The sequence below is a fragment of the Bacillus sp. AG4(2022) genome, from assembly GCF_031844465.1.
In the GTDB taxonomy this organism is placed as follows: domain Bacteria; phylum Bacillota; class Bacilli; order Bacillales; family Cytobacillaceae; genus Bacillus_AB; species Bacillus_AB infantis.
The window spans coordinates 47293-64820 of sequence record NZ_JAUZVH010000002.1 but is presented as its reverse complement, the minus strand read 5'-3'; the positions used below and the strand labels follow the sequence as shown (position 1 = coordinate 64820).

The window sequence follows — 17528 nt, the reverse complement described above, 5'->3', positions numbered from 1 at the left end:
TCCTAATATGCAATTACAGAATGATTAGTTCTTTAGTTGAATGAGTGAGCTTTTCGTTATGGTCCTTTGTAATGATTGTATCATCTTCAATGCGCACACCGCCAAGGCCAGGGATGTAGATGCCAGGTTCGACCGTGACGACCATCCCCTCTTCAAGGATGACATCAGATCTGGATGCAAGCCCAGGACCCTCGTGGACCTCAAGACCGATTCCATGTCCTGTCGAATGCCCGAAATACTCTCCATAGCCTTTGCTGCTGATGTGGTCGCGGGTCAGGGCGTCTGCTTCTTTTCCGGAAATGCCCGGTTTGATGCCTTCAAGACCCTTAAGCTGAGCTTCAAGGACTATATGATAGATATCCTTCAGCTTGCTGTCCGGCTCACCCACAGCAAGGGTGCGGGTAATGTCGGATACATAGCCATTATAATAGGCGCCGAAATCAAGTGTAACCATATCCCCTTTTTCAATTACCTTATCGCTTGCCACTCCGTGCGGAAGGGCAGATCTATATCCGGATGCAACAATGATGTCAAAAGAAGAAGAGGCTGCACCTGCTTTTCTCATAAAGAATTCCAGTTCATTCGAAACCTCCAGCTCTGTCCTGCCGGGGCGTATATAGTCCAGAATATGAGTATATGCCTTATCGGCAATGCTCGCAGCTTCCTTTAATATCTTAATCTCTGACTCCGTCTTAATCAAGCGTAACTTTTCAATTGCCCCGCTTACCGGAACAAGCTCTGCTTCTGCTGCTGCTTCATAGGCTTTGAAGGAAGCAAATGATACATGATCCTGCTCAAAGCCAAGCTTCTGGATCCCCAGATTCCTCGCCTGCCTGGCCGCCTCTTCGACGATATTGCCTGAATGCTGAACGATTTCAAAGCCTTCACACTGCTTCCCGGCCTGTTCGACATAGCGGAAATCTGTGATGAACTGTGCTTTTTCCCCGCTGATCAGCACCACTCCAGCAGAACCGGTGAAACCGGTTAAATATCTTCTGTTATAATTGCTTGTAACCAGCATCCCATCGATTGAATGCTGTCCAAATGCAGCGCGAAGCTTCTCTAATTTCTCCATCCTAATTTCTCCCCTTTTCCAGTAGTGCGGATAATGCCAGCTCATATCCCTTGAGCCCCAGGCCGACGACCTGCCCCGCCGTAACCGCTGCGGTGACAGATACATGGCGGAAGGGCTCCCGGGCGTGGATATTCGATATATGTACTTCAATGACAGGCACGCTTATGCCTGCTATGCAGTCCCGAAGGCTGTAGCTGTAATGTGTGAAGGCTCCGGGATTAAAGATCACGCCATCGAACTCAGCCTCATTCGCTTCATAAAGCTTATCGATGAGCGCCCCTTCATGATTGGACTGGCAGGCTTCCAGTTCTGCCCCGTATTCGCGGGCCAGCTCTGCAATCCGCTCTTCCAGCTGCTTCAGTGTGGTCTCCCCATAAATACCGGGCTCCCGCTTGCCCAGCATATTCAGGTTCGGCCCGTTTAATAGTAGTATTTTTTTCATAAATAGGCTCCCGTGAAAAAAAGAATGTCCATAAGAACATTCTATCACAATTGAAATCGGCAGCACACCGAAACCATATTATGTTGCAGTTTCTTTTTCCTTATCTTCCCTGAACCTGATTTCATTTTCTTCATAAGAAATAGAGAAGCCGACGAATACTCCATAAAGAATATAAAAACAGACAGAGGCAATGATTGTATTTTTATCCAGATCCCTCAGCGGGCTGATGCCTGGAAAAATGGGATTCAGTACAAAAAAGACCAGCAGGAAAAGCGCAATTCCGTAGGCTGCCCCCGCAAAGATGCTTTTGATCTTTCTAAGCAGGGCATAATAGATGATGGCTGCCCCGATGGAGACAATCCCTATGAATACAAGCGAAATGACCGTCCCAAGCCACGTCTTCTTCCATCCGCCTATAGCCCATGGCTCCAGGATAACCCTTGGATGGATTTCAGTCAGGTTAAAGACGTAAGCCAGATAAGCCAGCCCGCTCCAAAGCACTCCCCCGACAAATCCAGTGATGATGACCATAGCCATGAAGGACATCGGCTTTTCCCTCTGATTTTGTTCAAGCTTTGCATGTTCTTCCTTCATTTTTCCACCTCCATTGCTTTAGTATGCCCATGGTTATTTTTTCAATTACATCAAAACCAAAAATTGAAGGTTCATCGGCTGCGAGGCTGAAATAATCTTACTTTCGCTCCGCTCTAGAGGTTTTATCCGTTTTTTAGTAGAATAAATATAGGTACATTCAGCTTATGCAAAAAGTGCCTTTCAGGCACGATCCACTTTTTTCAATATGCTGTTTCGGCCCAGTACACAATAGGTTGGTGTTACATATATGTCTAAAGACCAAAAGCCCGTTTATGGCGGCCAGGCGGTAGTTGAAGGCGTCATGTTCGGCGGCAAGCATCATTATGTCACAGCAGTCAGAAGGAAGGATGAATCTATTGAATACTTCCATCTGCCGAGAAAGTCCAATCCGTCTCTCCGGACGATCAAGAAAATCCCTTTCCTTAGAGGGATAGCAGCCATTATTGAAGCAAGTGCGAACGGTTCGAAGCACTTGAATTTCTCAACAGAGAGATTTGATCTTGATCCAAGCGAGGATCATACCTTAAAAGAACAGGAGCCATCCAAGCTGACCATGTGGCTCGGCGTGGCAGCCATAGGGGTCATTTCATTCCTGTTCGGGAAATTTATCTTCACCCTTGTTCCGGTATTCCTGGCGGCCTTGACAAAGCCGATTTTTTCGAGTGATTTTTCCCAGGTATTGGTAGAAGGATTTTTCAAGCTCATCCTTCTGCTTGGCTATATTTATTTCGTTTCATTGACCCCGATCATCAGGCGGGTGTTTCAGTACCATGGTGCAGAGCATAAAGTAATAAATGCTTTTGAAAACGGCAAGGAGCTGACGGTCGAAAATGTGCAGGCGCAGTCCAGGCTCCATTATCGCTGCGGCAGCAGCTTTATCCTCTTCACCGTCATTGTCGGCGTCTTCATTTATATGTTTGTGCCGACCGATCCGCTTTGGGTCAGGATTTTAAACCGCCTTGCCCTGATTCCAGTCGTTCTCGGAATCTCCTTTGAGGTCCTGCAGCTGACGAATAAGGTCAGGCATGTGCCTGTTCTGAAATGGCTCGGCCTTCCCGGACTCTGGCTTCAGCTCCTGACGACCAAAGAACCGGATGATAAACAGACAGAAGTTGCCATTCTTTCGTTTAACGAACTGCTAAAAAAGGAAAAGGAAACCGAGGACGCTAATAAAACAGAAGAAATTGTATAAAATATAGTTTAAAAGCAAGTGAAAATGCTCATCATGCTCATAGGGAGGTGGCTTTTTTGAATAACCGGACTTCATTGTACATTGTTGCCGGCCTCATCGGCCTCGCAATAATCGGAATAACAGGCAGATTGGTAAACGACCCTGCCGGTTTTTTGCAGAGTATAGCCGTAATGGCCCTCATTGGTGCTGCCGTATACTTTCTGTTTCGCCGTTTCTACAAAGCTGGCCCTATGAAAAAAGAGCAGCAGGCATTTGTTAAAGCAGCTAAGAAATCTAAAAGGAAATATCAGAAAGAACCTGCCAGCACCAGGAAGGCAAGTGTCGGTTCGCTCACATCCTTAAGGAAAACAAAAGCCCGCAAGTCTCCATCTCATTTAACCGTCATTGACGGAAAAAAAGGCAAAAAAAAGAACCGGGCCTCCCTTTGATGCCCGGGCAGATTAGTATTACTCCTGCTGGCTGTAAATGGCCGGCCAGCGGAAGCACTGCCAATATGGGGCAGTGCTTTTTAATTCCCTCAATAGGTCCATTGAGAAAAAAACTTCCTCGCTGACCGCCTCCCGAGCTCCAGCAGCTCTTCTTTTCTTTCAGCGGTAAGGCCAAATTCTGTAGAAACGATGCCCTCTGTCGGAACAAAAATGATATTCTTTGCATGCTTCCGGGAAATATAGCGTGCATCATGGGCATCCTTCATTGTCTCAAAGAGCGCCTCATAGAGCTGGATCGCATTATTGATTTTATTTTTCTCCCTGTTCAAGACATCATGGCTCAGCTTGATCCCAAGTACTGGCCGGAGCTTTTTGACATTTTCCTTGTCAAAGAGCCACATCGGAAAATTGCTCAGCACTCCCCCATCGACTAAGAGACTTGTTTCTCCTTCATAAGACTTCAGTTTGACCGGTTCAAAAAAATAAGGCAGGCTGCAGCTCATCCGGATAGCCTTCGCTACGGAGAATCGGCCAGGGTCGACCCCGTAGCTCATTAAATCATCCGGTAAGACGACAAGCCGGCCGTTGGTCAGATCTGATGCAATGACTCTAAGCTTCTGTGGTGCGAGGTCGCCAAATGTACGGATCCCCCTTGCAGCGAGCTTTTCTGCAATCCACCTTTCCAGCTCGTTTCCCTTGTACAATCCAAGTCGCCAATACAAGAGCAGCCACTTAGCTGCCGAAAATGGAAGCAGCGTCCTCCTGGCATCCAGCAGCTTTTTCAAGTCAAGTTCATTCATCAGATCGAACATTTCGCTGCTTGTGTATCCTGCAGCAGAAAGTCCGGCAACAATCGAGCCCGCGCTCGTGCCGGCCACCCTTTCAAAGCGGAATCCTTTCTGCTCAATGACCTCCAAAGCACCGATCAGCGCAAAGCCTTTAATGCCGCCGCCTGAAAAAACGCCGTCTATATACATGCAAGCCACCCCCGTCGATGATACCTGCTTGATACATCTTTAATCGGGCAGCTGCAAAAATAGTACGGCGGACAAATTAATTATTCAGGATAAAATATCAGGTTACGTAAAATACTGGACTTCTGCTTCCGGAAAAAAGGAATGGACATAACTTCGGATGGTTTCTTCCATTTCCTTTGCTTCATCGTTCTGGTATACATATTTTCCTATTCCGTAGCGGCCCCACTTATATTTCCGCTTTTCTTCATCCATTTCAAGCTTTGTTTTCGGATAGCGTTTTTCTATGACCTTCTTGGCAGGCTTAGTGAAACGGTGCTGAATAAGTTCAAAAGTAAGATCTTTAAGCTCTATGCCATCCAGCGACTGCTTCAGCCTTTCAAAAAGCTCATAATATCCTTCTTTCCAGTTTTCATGAAGATAGATTGGCGCCACGATAAAACCTAAAGGATATCCCGCCCCTGCAACCTTCCTGGCCGCTTCGAGCCGTTCATCGAAAGTGGAGGTGCCCGGTTCAAAATTCTTGATTACATATCGTGAATTGACGCTGAAGCGGAACCTTGTCTTGCCATTATGCTTGGCATCAAGCAGATGGTCGACATGGTGGTACTTAGTCACAAAGCGGAGTCTTCCATACTCTGTCCCCCCGATGAATTCAATCGTCTTTTTCAATGAGTGCGTCAAATGGTCAAGCCCTACAATATCCGAGGTACAGGCAGCTTCAAATCGGGTGACTTCAGGCGCCCGCTCCTCCATATATTTTTCAGCCTGAGCAAAGATATCCTCAAGGTTTACATATGTGCGGATATACGGCTTGCTTCCAAGGGTTGTCTGCAGATAGCAGTAATGGCAATGCCCCATGCATCCTGTTGCAAGCGGGATGGCATACTCGGCTGACGGTTTGGACGTATCGAATTTGAGCGTCCTCCTGATGCCTACTACAAGTGTCGATTTTGCATTCCGGTACTGCTGAAGCTCATTATTCCCCGGGATGCCGCGCACCTGGTTGTGGGAAGTGGTTTCGCGGATTTCGATGCCTAGCTCCTCAAATTTCTCCTTCAGCTCCTTTCCCAAAGGATATTCAAGCGCTTTCGGTTCTATATACACAAGCTGCGGCATGAATGGTTTCATCTTTATAACCCCGTTTCTATGTTTGCTTGGCTCAGGCATGTCGCCGGCACTTTTTTGTAGTATGAGCATTATTGGGGCAAAACCAAAAAAAAGAGGACGGAAAAATTTTTCCATCCTCTTTTTACTGTTTATGAAAATTTTACAAGCCGCATTTCAATTGGGCATTACAGTTTGTGCAGGTATTGCAGCCGCCGATTTCTTTTACCTTGCCTTGGCGGCATACCGGGCAGGTGTTGCCTACTTCAGAGCCGATGGTTACATCTGTCGATCTGAGGTCACTGATTGTGTCAACCAGCACAACACGCTGCTTCGGCTTTTCCTCTTTCGTTTCTTCCTCATCGAAGGTGTTTTCTTCCGCTTTCAGCGTAAGGACCTGCGAGTCGCGGGAACCGTCGACATATACTGTTCCGCCTTTCGCCCCGCCGCGGTACAGGCGTTCATACACACCTTCCACCTGTTCAACGCTATAGCCCTTCGGTGCATTGACCGTCTTGCTTATAGAACTGTCAATCCAGCGCTGGATGACACATTGAACATCAGCATGCGCTTCAGGGGAAAGCTCCATAGCGGAAATAAACCATTCCGGCAGGTTCTCAGGATCTGCGTCAGGGTTGCGGTCCAGATACTCTTGTACGATATCTGCCTTCACCTCAATGAACTTCCCTAATCGGCCGCTCCTGAAATAAGAGAAGGAGAAGTATGGCTCAAGCCCTGTAGACACCCCGACCATTGTACCTGTGGATCCTGTCGGTGCTACAGTCAGCAGGTGGGAATTGCGGATTCCTTTTTCAAGGATGGACTGTCTCACATCTTCTGGCATTTTCTGCATAAATCCAGTCTCTGTGAAGTTCTGGCGGAGCCTGCTTGTTTCTTCATCCGTTGCCCCTGTAAGGAACGGGAAGCTGCCTTTTTCACCTGCCAGCTCAACTGAAGCTTTATATGCGGTTACAGCAATCGTTTCAAATACTTTGTCGATCAGTTCGTTGCCTTTTTCTGAACCGTATTCTGTTTCACAGTAAATCAGCAGATCATGCAGCCCCATTACACCAAGTCCGACACGGCGCTCTCCCAGAGCCTGCTTTTTGTTTTCTTCAAGGAAGTATGGTGTCGCGTCAATGACGTTATCCTGCATGCGGACGCCAACTTCAACAGTGCGGGCCAGCTTTTCAAAGTCGACCGTTTTGTTTTCCTTGTCAGCCATTTCAGCAAGATTGACAGCGGCGAGATTGCAGACAGAGTAAGGCGCCAGCGGCTGCTCTCCGCAAGGGTTTGTCGCTACTACCTTCTGTCCGTAGGCTTGTGCATTTGTCATATCATTCGCATTGTCGATGAAGAAAATGCCTGGCTCCGCTGAATAAGTTGCGCAGATATTGATCAGGTTCCAAAGCTCTTTTGCCTTGATTTTGCGGTAGGTGCGCACTTTGTGGCCCAGCTTTTCCCATTCGCGGACATCACCGATTTTATGCCATTCTTCATTGTAGATCTTCATCGTTTCAGCATCATATGACTCCACATCAGGGAAGCGCAGCTCATACTCTGCATCTTTTTCAACGGCATCCATGAAATCCTTTGTCAGGCACACGGAAATATTGGCGCCAGTCAGGAACTCAGGATTATGGACAGTATAATTGCCTCCGGCAGCAAGCTTATTTTCCGCATCCTTGATGATTTTCTCGCTGAAGCCGCCAAGACCGGGGATTTGCTTATAGTTGATGATTCCCTGATACATATTGGTCTCCTGCTCAGTCAGCGGAGTGAACTTCAGCTTTTCACTGGCATAGCGCTTGATTGTTTCATCCTGTGTGTTTTCCAGCAGGAAACGGAGGATGCGCGGGTTTTGCATTTTTGAGATGATGAATTCGATGATATCAGGATGCCAGTCGGTGAGCATGATCATTTGCGCACCTCTCCTTGATCCGCCCTGTTCAACCAAATGAGTCAGTTTCGCAATATCATCAAGCCATGAAACCGAACCGGAAGATTTGCCGTTCACTCCGCGGGCCAGCGTGTTGCGCGGCCTTAAGGTCGATCCGTTTGTTCCGACGCCGCCGCCCCTGCTCATGATTTCCATTACCTGCTTGCGATGCTCTGAAATCCCTTCCCGGGAATCCTGTACAAACGGCATGACATAGCAGTTAAAGTAAGTAACATCCGTATCCGCGCCAGCACCGTAAAGCACCCTTCCGGCAGGGATGAAGTTCAGGCTCACAAGCTCGTGGTAGAATTTCTCAAACCATTCTTTGCGCTTCTCTTCTGTTGCCTCTGCAGCTGCCAGGCCTGTCGCATTGCGCTTTGCAATCTGCTCATAATAGATTTCAAGCGGCTTCTCAATCACATCCAGCGATTTCGTAATCACCGGTTCGTCCGGATTATCCAGTACTCCGCGGAATTCTTCCTCCACCAATACTTTGGCTGTCTTGTTCTCCCAGTCAATCTCCTGGATGAAGCCGAGGCCGCGGGCAGGGAATTTTGGATCTTCTTTGACCGTCAGGACAACGAAGTCCCCGTTCGCCAGAGTAATCTTTTCTGTATCCTTGAAAGTATAGCGGTCCAGCATGACCAGACGGGAAACCCCTTTATGGGTGATTTTCATATCAGGGGTGATCGGATGCACCTGGGGAAATAGGCGGATATCCTTGTTTAATTGTTCGATGTTCACTTTTGCTTTTTGTCCTAGAACGACAGACATACACACAGCTCCTTCAATGTATCTTTCTATTAATAATAGAAAGCCAAGCTTCTATTTGTTTTTTTGAATACCCTTAAGTTATCATATCTAAAACCTCAAAATCAATATATAGTATATAAAATATTTTCGACACCACTATATATTGTATTGGAGGTCAAATCAATTTGATTTTGTCAAACGCAGAAAAAACTAGATTTCAGAGATAAGAAGAGATATTGTCCGATTAATGACAGTAAACGATTATTTTCGGCAAATTTCGGGGCTTGCGTTTTATATGCGGACCCCTTGGAAAAATATTCATATTCTGGGTGTGCCAATTTCTGTATCAAACAGAAAAAAAGCGACAGGGCCGCTTTTTATCTTTTAAAGTTCCATTCATCGTTTTCATATCGGTCTTTTGCAATTTTGTTCACATATTCCATTTCTTCGGCGGAAAGCTCATAAGGTTCAAGATGAATGTCAAGACCTTCTTCAAAGCCCTTTCTGAAGGCTTCCTTGGCCTGCCCGATTGTAACTTTGTCCCGGCTCAGCTCGTTGATGGCAACGGCTTTGCTTTTGAACGCTCTCTGCATCCTTTCCTTCACACGGTCATTCGGATACTTGAACAGGCTGAAAAGCTTATCTTCATCAAGGTCGAGGAGGATGGATCCATGCTGGAGGATAACACCCTTCTGCCTTGTCTGGGCGCTTCCGGCAACCTTTCTTCCCTCAACAACAAGCTCATACCAGCTTGGTGCATCAAAGCAGACGGAGGAACGCGGGTTCTTCAGCGACTCCCTTTCCTCGGCTGTCTTCGGAACAGCAAAATAGGCATCCATTCCAAGATTGTGGAATCCCTTAAGGATTCCTTCAGAAATCACCCGGTAGGCCTCTGTGACTGTTTTCGGCATTTCAGGATGGTCCTCTGAAACGATGACGCTGTATGTAAGCTCATGTTCATGCAGGACGCCCCTTCCGCCTGTCGGACGGCGGACAAACCCCAGCCCGTGCTTTTTGACTGCATCCATATCGATTTCCTTTTCCGCTTTTTGAAAATAGCCAATGGAAAGCGTTGCCGGATCCCATCCGTAGAAGCGGATGACAGGCGGGATCTTTCCCTCGCTGTTCCACTCGAGGAGTGCCTCATCCAAAGCCATATTGAAAGATGGGGAACCATATCCCGAATCAATAAATCTCCAAGTTTCTTTTAGCATATGTAACCCTCTTTTTCATGTTTTGAGTCTTGCACATGTTCTCTAGTCTATCAAAGTGGGCGGAAAAAACAAAGCAAACAGCCCTTGCCTAATATTTCAATTTACGTCTCGCCCGCTTTGTCTCCAGCAAATCCGAAAACGTGAGAAATACGTGAATTTTGCAGGAATTCCTTTACTCACATGCCTGCCGGCTTATATAATAAAAGCTGGCGTAGCTATACGTGAAAGGAGAAGTCACATTGGATACACTTTATATTCTTTTAATCATTATCGGGGGCTTTGTTACCTACTCTGTCGTTACATGGCTCTATCAGCGCAAAGTCGTCAAGACCCTGACAGAGGATGAATTCCGCGCAGGATACCGGAAGGCTCAGCTGATTGATGTCCGGGAGCCGAATGAATTCGATGCCGGCCATATCCTCGGGTCCAGAAATATCCCGTTATCCCAGATGAAAATGCGCATGAAGGAAATCCGTCCGGACAAGCCTGTGTATCTGTACTGCCAAAGCGGGATGCGCAGCGGACGTGCAGCCCAGTTTTTATACCGCAGAGGCTATAAAGATCTCCACCAGCTGCAGGGCGGCTTCAAAAAATGGTCAGGCAAAATTAAAGCGAAGAAATAAGGGAGGCACTTCCCTTCTATACATGAGCAAGAAAGGGTCCAGCCTTAAGGCGGGACCCTTTTTCCGTGTGATCATATGAAGCATTACTCCATTTCAAGAATAAATATGCGTTAGAAACAGAGTTTCACACGAATGTGCCCAAAATCAGCAGGGAACATACTAAGCCAAAAGAGATAGGGCGAAGCACAGCGCTGATGCCGTGTTTCGCCCCTCAATGCCATGAAACTTAAGCTTCTTTCTTATACCGGAGGACCGGTTTTCTTGCAGCCAGGGTCTCATCCAGGCGGCCGATGACCGTCGTATGCGGCGCTTCCTGCACGATTTCAGGATTTTCCTCCGCTTCCCTGGCAATCTGGATCATGGCTTCAATGAAGCTGTCCAGTGTTTCTTTTGATTCTGTTTCAGTCGGCTCGATCATGATGCATTCTTCTACATTCAGCGGGAAGTAGATGGTAGGCGGATGATAGCCGAAGTCGAGCAGGCGCTTCGCAATGTCAAGCGTTCTGACGCCAAGCTTTTTCTGGCGCTTGCCGCTGAGTACAAACTCATGCTTGCAGTGCCTGTCGAATGGCAGATCGTAGTATTCCGCCAGGCGCCTCATCATATAATTCGCATTCAGGACTGCGAATTCGGTGACATTTTTCAAGCCGTCCGGCCCCATTGTGCGGATATAAGTATAAGCGCGCACATTGATGCCGAAGTTTCCATAATACGGTTTGACCCTTCCAATCGATTGCGGTCGGTCATAATCAAGGACAAATTCCTCACCGCGCTTAGCAACGATCGGTTTAGGCAGATAGGGTATCAGGTCTTTCTTGACGCCGACCGGACCTGACCCGGGTCCTCCCCCTCCGTGAGGTCCTGTGAATGTTTTATGGAGATTCAGATGGACAACATCGAATCCCATATCTCCAGGGCGCGCTTTGGAAAGGACCGCATTCAGGTTGGCACCGTCATAATAAAGCTTGCCGCCGGCACCATGCACAATCTCTGCCATTTCAAGAATGTTTTCTTCAAACAGTCCAAGCGTGTTCGGGTTCGTCAGCATCAGGGCCGCTGTATCGGATCCGACTACCCGTCGCAGATCCTCAAGGTCTACTAGGCCGTTCTCATTCGATTTAACGGTGACGGTTTCAAAGCCGGCGACCGTTGCTGATGCCGGATTTGTCCCGTGGGCTGAATCCGGGACAATAACCTTTGTCCTGCCGGTGTCGCCATTGGATTCATGGAAAGCCCTGATCATCATCAGCCCTGTCCATTCCCCGTGTGCACCTGCTGCCGGCTGCAGCGTCACTTCGTCCATTCCGGTAATCTCAATTAAATGCTCCTGAAGGTCATACATCAGCTCCAATGCACCCTGGACAGAGCTTTCCTCCTGCAGGGGATGAATATGGGCAAAACCGTTAAAGCGTGCTACATTTTCATTGATCTTCGGATTGTATTTCATTGTGCATGATCCCAGCGGATAAAAACCTGAATCCACGCCATGATTCCTTTTTGAGAGAGCAGTATAGTGCCTCATGATGTCCAATTCCGATACTTCCGGAAGCTCAGGCTCTTCTTCACGCAGGTATCCTTCAGGCAGCAATTCAGCCACATCCACTTCAGGTACATCGAGTTCCGGCAGGCTGTAGCCTGTGCGGCCCGGCTTGCTTATTTCAAAAATCAGCGGCTGGTCTTGATTATGCATGGTAATCCCCCAATTCTTTAACAAAAGTATCGATTTCTTCTTTCGTGCGAAGCTCTGTCACGGCAACCAGCATATGGTTTTCCAGTGAACGATAGCTTCTGCCAAGATCATAGCCGCCGATGATTTCTTTATCGAGCAGGCTCTTATTGATCTCCTTGACTGGTGCATTCAGCTTTACGACAAATTCATTAAAGATCGGGCCTTCAAAGGCAAGCTCGAATCCGGCCTTCTTGAACTGATCCCTGGCATAGCGGGCTTTCTGCATATTCTGGACGGCAATATCCCTGACTCCCTTTTTGCCGAGGGCTGTCATGGCGACAGATGCAGCAAGAGCATTCAAGGCTTGGTTGGAGCAGATGTTGGAAGTCGCTTTATCACGGCGGATATGCTGTTCCCTTGCCTGAAGGGTAAGTACGAAGCCGCGGCGGCCTTCTTCATCAATCGTCTGCCCGACAAGGCGGCCCGGCACCTTTCTCATCAGTTTGGAGGTGACGGCAAAATAACCGCAATGAGGTCCCCCGAATGCCGTAGGGATCCCGAATGGCTGCGCATCCCCTGCCACAATATCGGCGCCAAACTTGCCTGGAGGCGTTAATGCGCCCAAGGAAAGCGGATTGCTTGATACAACGAACATGGATTTTTGGGCATGGATGACTTCCTCAAGCTCTTTCAGCGGCTCTATGCGGCCGAAGAAGTTAGGGTATTGAACAATGACTGCAGCTGTATCGCTGTCCATCTGCTCTTTCAGCACATCCATATCTGTGATTCCGTCCTTATGCGGAATTTCAACAACCTCTATATATTGCCCCTTTGCATAACTTCTGACAACATCCTTCGATTCCGGATGTACAGCCTCGGAGATCAGGATTTTCTTGCGGCGCGTCTGGCCAGCTGAAAGCATGGCTGCCTCAGCGAGGGCAGTGCCGCCGTCATACATGGAAGAATTGGCTACATCCATGCCAGTCAGTTCGCAGATCATCGTCTGGAATTCAAAGATGGCCTGCAGCTCCCCCTGCGAAACCTCCGGCTGATACGGTGTATAGGCCGTATAGAATTCGGAGCGGGAAATGACGTGGTCCACAATCACCGGCATATAATGATCATAGACACCGGCTCCGAGGAAGGATGAATTGGACCTGAGGTCGGCATTCTTTCCTGCCAGCTTGGTAAGCTCCTTCAATAATGCCGTTTCCGGCTTTGCCGGTTTAATATTGTACTCTCCCTTAAACCTGACAGCTTCAGGTATATCACTGAACAGTTCATCAATCGAACTTGCCCCGATCTTCTCAAGCATTTCCTTTTTGTCTGTTTCTGTCATAGGCAGATAGCGATGCGTCATGTTTTTCCCCTCCGTCACTTCTTATCTCTTTTATAAAAAGGTGTGGCAGCTATAACTGCTTTCAGCCGTTTGCCGCGGATTTCAACTTCTACCTCATTGCCAAGCTCCGCATATTGGGTCTTGATCAGGGCGAGGCCGATGTTCTTCTTCAGGGTCGGTGATTGTGTGCCTGTCGTCACTTCGCCGACCTGCTCTCCATCCGCCAGCACCGGATATCCGTGGCGCGGGATTCCCCTGTCAATCATTTCAAGCCCGACCAGCTTTCTCGGCACACCATTTTCTTTTTGCTGCTTGAGGACAGGCTTGCCGATGAAATCAGCTTCTTTATTAATCTTTACAGCAAAACCGATCCCGGCTTCAAGGGGGGTAACGTCTGGCGACAGCTCCTGCCCGTACAGCGCAAGGTTTGCTTCAAACCTCAGGGTGTCGCGGCAGCCGAGCCCGCAAGGCAGCACACCTTCTTCTTTTCCGGCTTCAAGGATATCATTCCAGATGCTTGAGGCATCATCCGAATGGCAGTAGATCTCGAATCCATCTTCGCCCGTATAGCCGGTGCGGGAAACGAGCGCTTTCTTTCCATTCAGATCCACGTCACTGCTGAATTTAAAAAAGCCAATTTCGCTTAGATCCTTTTCGCCTGCAAGCTTCTGGAGAATCCCTTCAGCTGCAGGTCCCTGCAAAGCAAGCTGGGCAGTCTGATCAGATAGATTCCTGATGTCAGCGCCGTCAATCAGATGATCTTCAAGCCACTGATAATCCTTTTCTATGTTTGCCGCATTGACAACCAGCAGATAGTGATCATCCTCGAATTTATACACAAGCAAATCGTCAACAGTGCCGCCGCTTTCATAGCACATCGCGGTATATTGTGCACCGCCGCTTTTGAGCTTGGAGATATCATTGGTCATCATTTTTTGCAGAAAATCCTGGCTGGCTTGCCCTTTCACTTCTATCTCTCCCATATGGGATACATCAAACAGGCCTGCTTTTGTTCTTACGGCTTCGTGCTCATCTTTGATGCCAGTGAACTGCACCGGCAGGTCCCAGCCGCCAAAATCGATGGTTTTTGCTCCAAGCTTCCGGTATTCCTCATATAATGGTGTACGTTTTAGCTGCGACATTCACTTGTCCCCCTTGATCCAAATAATAAATACAAGATTGCTAACCATGAGGCTTGAACGCCTGAAGGTTTTGGGCACGAAAAAAGGACAGAGAAATCCCCCGTTCCTAACGAGGGTCTCTGTCCTGGCACCTGAAAGTTTACCTTTTACCGGTTTTCCCCTTTGGTGGCTTCCTAAATGAAGCACTCTCCAGAGCCGCGTCCAACAAGGGTTCTTTTGCCTGAGAGATTCACATGAATGCTTGCTCCTTCGGCGCTGTATACACAGTCTCTCCCCTTATTCTCATCCGCATTTATAATTTTTTCCAATATGGCCATACTATTCAATGAAGAATCCGCAGCATGCTGCTGATGGCCGTTCGGAGCCAAAATTTGTTTAATGACAAATTTCGAAACATTCAAAGCTATTATCATCCTACCATCCTATTTCAGATTGGGCAATATATAATTTGAGACGCTTCTTTTTACCCGCAGGACTCCCCGGGGGCATTGCCAAGAGGGGCTTAACTACAAGCGAAGGAGCTGTTTTACCATGCCAGTCCAGATCGATTTTGATTCTACATGGCAAACCGAGTTTCTATCAAGAATATCCAATGACGGACCTTGGGGGAATTGGGAGCTTTACAGACTTGCTGCAGAGGTCGAGCAGCATACCATCATCCCCGAATTCAATGGCCTCCAGGCTCCGGGGCACTTGCCGGACCTGACGCCGCTGCCCCACCAGCTGGAAGTTGCCAGGCAGGTAGTTGAGAATATGAACGGAAAAGCGATATTGGCCGATGAGGTCGGGCTCGGAAAAACAATTGAAGCGGGACTGATACTAAAAGAATATATGATTAGGGGTCTCGTGAAAAAAGTCCTTATCCTGGTTCCAGCCTCTCTTGTCACCCAGTGGGAAATCGAGCTGAACACAAAATTCTACATACCGGCAGTTGCCCAGCGCAAGGCTTATGTGTGGGAGCAGTGCGATGTGGTGGTATCTTCCATAGATACAGCCAAAAGGAATCCGCACCGCGACATCATTTTTTCCCTTGATTATGATTTGATTATCATCGATGAAGCTCATAAGCTGAAAAACAGCAAAACGAAAAACTATGAATTTGTCCAGAGCCTGAAGAAGAAATTCTGCCTTCTCCTTACTGCTACACCGATCCAGAACAGGATAAGCGAGATTTTCAACCTCGTTTCTCTCTTGAAGCCTGGCCATCTGGGTAATGAAACAGCTTTTTATGAAAAGTATAAGAAGGATTCACGCTCGCTCGATGACAATGCCCACCTGAAAGAGCTGGTCAATAAAGTGATGATCCGGAACAGGCGGGCTGATACCGGGATTGAATGGACAAAACGGCATGTAGAAACCATCCCGATTGAATTTTCCAAGGAAGAAAGAGATCTGTACGAATCTGTTACAGAATTGAGAGGGGAAGGAGATTGGGTCAATTCAAGCCAGTTCTCCGTCATGACCCTGCAGCGCGAGGCCTGCAGCAGCCGGGAGGCAGTCTTTTATACGCTCCGCAATATGGTTTCCAGGCAGGAGGCCCCTTCTGATATGTTTCAGGAACAGATTCAGTTCCTGGTCAGCAAAGTGGAGAAGGTTCAGAGAAATTCTAAAGCAGAAAAAGCGCTCGAGCTTATCAAAGGCATTGACGATAAGGTCATCATTTTCACAGAATACAGGGCGACCCAGCTTTACCTACAATGGTTCCTGAAGCAGCACGGCATCAGTTCTGTCCCTTTCAGGGGCGGTTTCAAAAGGGGTAAGAAGGATTGGATGAGAGAGCTGTTCAAGAACAATGTCCAGGTCCTGATTGCGACAGAGGCCGGAGGTGAAGGGATCAACCTCCAATTCTGCAACCATATTATCAATTATGACCTGCCATGGAATCCGATGCGCCTTGAACAAAGAATCGGAAGGATCCACCGTTTGGGCCAGGAAAAAGATGTGATGATTTATAATTTCGCAGTCAAGGATACAGTTGAAGAACATATTCTCAAATTGCTGTATGAGAAGATTCATCTGTTTGAAAAAGTCATCGGGGAGCTTGATGATATCCTCGCCAAGCTTGAGTTCGGAAGCATCGAGGACCATCTGACAGATATTTTTGGAAGATCGGCTTCAGAGGGAGAGATGAGAATCAAAATGGAGAACTTGAATAGCATGATACAGCTTGCTGAAGAAATGAAGGAGGGCGGCGCACATGCAGCAGCAGGAAATACGTAAATTCCTGGCACGCTATTTTACCGCAAACGGCTGTGATATCACTGAGGAGGGACCCGGCTATATGACAGTCCAGCTGACAATTGAGCTTGATAAAGAGCTGATGAACCGTCCTTTCTACTGGCATTATCTTGAAAAAACCGGAGGCATCCCGAACCCGATGAAGCTGACGTTCATTACTAACCGGCAGCTTGCGCCTTCCGACTTGAAGGGAGAAACGATCCATTTCGGTTCTCCGCGCCTGCATCAGATATTTCAATCAGCACGGAGCCTTGCAGGCTACATCCGTCTGTACGAACAGCATTCTTCCCCGCCGGGCAGGCAGACGCCTTTAAGGCCGTGGCTTTGCATGAATGTAAAAATTTCTTATCAATGCGACCGGAAAAGAGATGTATTCAAATCGATCGGTCTGCAGCTGCTCAATGGCCAAATGGTTGAAAACTTCCATGACCGACTGCTTCAGCTGCAGCTTACACCGAAGATCCCCGACTATTCGTTTACATTGTCGCCTCTGATCATGCCAAAGAGCGGCATCAGCAGGATCGAAGGATTCCTGAAGTCGCAGATTGATTCAGAGGAGCACGGCTGGGCTGACGAGGCAAGGGAACGATGGAAGAAGGATCTTGATCTGCTTGAACATTTTTATGAAGATATGGAAGAACGGAACGAGACCTACGAAAATGAAAAAACCGCCCTGCAGGAGCAATATGAGCCAAAAGTCAATGTCAGCATCGTGAATGGCGGGCTTTTCTATCTGACAGATACGGCCGTTTAGGCAGAAACAGCATGGCTTTCACACATTTTCGATGCTTGTCCGGTA

At 47.8% G+C, this 17528-nt stretch carries 15 protein-coding genes and 2 riboswitches; of the genes, 5 read left to right on the top strand and 10 right to left on the bottom strand.

The annotated features are described in order from the left end of the window. Positions 1 to 13 precede the first annotated feature (13 nt). From Q9R36_RS05770 to Q9R36_RS05760, 3 genes are all read right to left on the bottom strand, one after another. A complete protein-coding gene (locus Q9R36_RS05770; protein ID WP_101550273.1) occupies positions 14 to 1075 on the bottom strand; it encodes a M24 family metallopeptidase in 1062 nt (353 codons plus the stop codon). 1 nt (position 1076) lies between these two features. Further along, on the bottom strand, positions 1077 to 1517 hold the full coding sequence (gene aroQ, locus Q9R36_RS05765) for a type II 3-dehydroquinate dehydratase (protein WP_009794937.1): 441 nt from the start codon (positions 1515 to 1517) through the stop codon (positions 1077 to 1079). Positions 1518 to 1595: 78 nt separating this feature from the next. Next, positions 1596 to 2111 (bottom strand): YqhR family membrane protein, encoded by a 516-nt coding sequence (locus Q9R36_RS05760; RefSeq protein ID WP_009794936.1) that lies wholly within the window; start codon positions 2109 to 2111, stop codon positions 1596 to 1598. Positions 2112 to 2358: 247 nt separating this feature from the next. Between Q9R36_RS05760 and Q9R36_RS05755 the strand changes: the two genes are divergently transcribed. Together Q9R36_RS05755 and Q9R36_RS05750 are read left to right on the top strand one after the other, a co-directional pair. Continuing rightward, positions 2359 to 3303 (top strand): DUF1385 domain-containing protein, encoded by a 945-nt coding sequence (locus tag Q9R36_RS05755; RefSeq protein WP_094767077.1) that lies wholly within the window; start codon positions 2359 to 2361, stop codon positions 3301 to 3303. A 47-nt stretch (positions 3304 to 3350) separates the two neighbouring features. Further along, positions 3351 to 3731: an SA1362 family protein gene (locus tag Q9R36_RS05750; protein WP_009794934.1), complete on the top strand. Its 381-nt coding sequence runs from the start codon at positions 3351 to 3353 to the stop codon at positions 3729 to 3731. Between the two features lie 89 nt (positions 3732 to 3820). Here Q9R36_RS05750 and Q9R36_RS05745 read toward each other — a convergent pair whose 3' ends face one another. The 4 genes from Q9R36_RS05745 to Q9R36_RS05730 all read right to left on the bottom strand — a co-directional run bounded on the left by Q9R36_RS05745 (position 3821) and on the right by Q9R36_RS05730 (position 9718). Continuing rightward, entirely contained in the window at positions 3821 to 4708 is an 888-nt protein-coding gene (locus Q9R36_RS05745) for a patatin-like phospholipase family protein (RefSeq protein ID WP_009794933.1), read from the bottom strand. Between the two features lie 102 nt (positions 4709 to 4810). Then, positions 4811 to 5836 carry a spore photoproduct lyase gene (gene splB, locus Q9R36_RS05740; RefSeq protein WP_009794932.1) on the bottom strand — a complete coding sequence of 342 codons (1026 nt, stop codon included), beginning with the start codon at positions 5834 to 5836 and terminating at the stop codon, positions 4811 to 4813. A 139-nt stretch (positions 5837 to 5975) separates the two neighbouring features. Continuing rightward, positions 5976 to 8525: a vitamin B12-dependent ribonucleotide reductase gene (locus tag Q9R36_RS05735; RefSeq protein WP_148949103.1), complete on the bottom strand. Its 2550-nt coding sequence runs from the start codon at positions 8523 to 8525 to the stop codon at positions 5976 to 5978. 356 nt (positions 8526 to 8881) lie between these two features. Continuing rightward, a complete protein-coding gene (locus Q9R36_RS05730) occupies positions 8882 to 9718 on the bottom strand; it encodes a lipoate--protein ligase family protein (protein WP_009794929.1) in 837 nt (278 codons plus the stop codon). Positions 9719 to 9957: 239 nt separating this feature from the next. On the opposite strand from Q9R36_RS05730, the gene Q9R36_RS05725 reads away from it, so the two are divergent. Next, positions 9958 to 10341 (top strand): rhodanese-like domain-containing protein, encoded by a 384-nt coding sequence (locus tag Q9R36_RS05725; RefSeq protein WP_094767073.1) that lies wholly within the window; start codon positions 9958 to 9960, stop codon positions 10339 to 10341. Positions 10342 to 10567: 226 nt separating this feature from the next. On the opposite strand, the gene gcvPB is transcribed toward Q9R36_RS05725, so the two are convergent. Genes gcvPB through gcvT form a run of 3 tightly spaced genes read right to left on the bottom strand, consistent with a single transcriptional unit; the run spans position 10568 to position 14491 of the window. Then, positions 10568 to 12031: an aminomethyl-transferring glycine dehydrogenase subunit GcvPB gene (gene gcvPB / locus Q9R36_RS05720; protein WP_009794927.1), complete on the bottom strand. Its 1464-nt coding sequence runs from the start codon at positions 12029 to 12031 to the stop codon at positions 10568 to 10570. Next, positions 12024 to 13370 carry an aminomethyl-transferring glycine dehydrogenase subunit GcvPA gene (gene gcvPA, locus Q9R36_RS05715; RefSeq protein WP_311224645.1) on the bottom strand — a complete coding sequence of 449 codons (1347 nt, stop codon included), beginning with the start codon at positions 13368 to 13370 and terminating at the stop codon, positions 12024 to 12026. Before gcvPA ends, gcvPB begins: the two co-directional genes overlap by 8 nt. Positions 13371 to 13384: 14 nt before the next feature. After that, complete coding sequence (gene gcvT / locus Q9R36_RS05710; protein WP_009794925.1) at positions 13385 to 14491, bottom strand: glycine cleavage system aminomethyltransferase GcvT; 1107 nt, start codon at positions 14489 to 14491, stop codon at positions 13385 to 13387. Positions 14492 to 14608: 117 nt separating this feature from the next. Continuing rightward, a riboswitch (glycine riboswitch) is annotated at positions 14609 to 14686 on the bottom strand. Positions 14687 to 14689: 3 nt separating this feature from the next. Continuing rightward, a riboswitch (glycine riboswitch) is annotated at positions 14690 to 14777 on the bottom strand. 245 nt (positions 14778 to 15022) lie between these two features. Here gcvT and Q9R36_RS05705 point away from each other — a divergent pair. Together Q9R36_RS05705 and Q9R36_RS05700 are read left to right on the top strand one after the other, a co-directional pair. Beyond that, positions 15023 to 16711 (top strand): DEAD/DEAH box helicase, encoded by a 1689-nt coding sequence (locus Q9R36_RS05705; RefSeq protein WP_009794923.1) that lies wholly within the window; start codon positions 15023 to 15025, stop codon positions 16709 to 16711. Then, positions 16689 to 17483, top strand: a complete 795-nt coding sequence (locus Q9R36_RS05700) for a YqhG family protein (RefSeq protein ID WP_009794922.1) — start codon at positions 16689 to 16691, stop codon at positions 17481 to 17483. Before Q9R36_RS05705 ends, Q9R36_RS05700 begins: the two co-directional genes overlap by 23 nt. Positions 17484 to 17528: the final 45 nt, after the last annotated feature.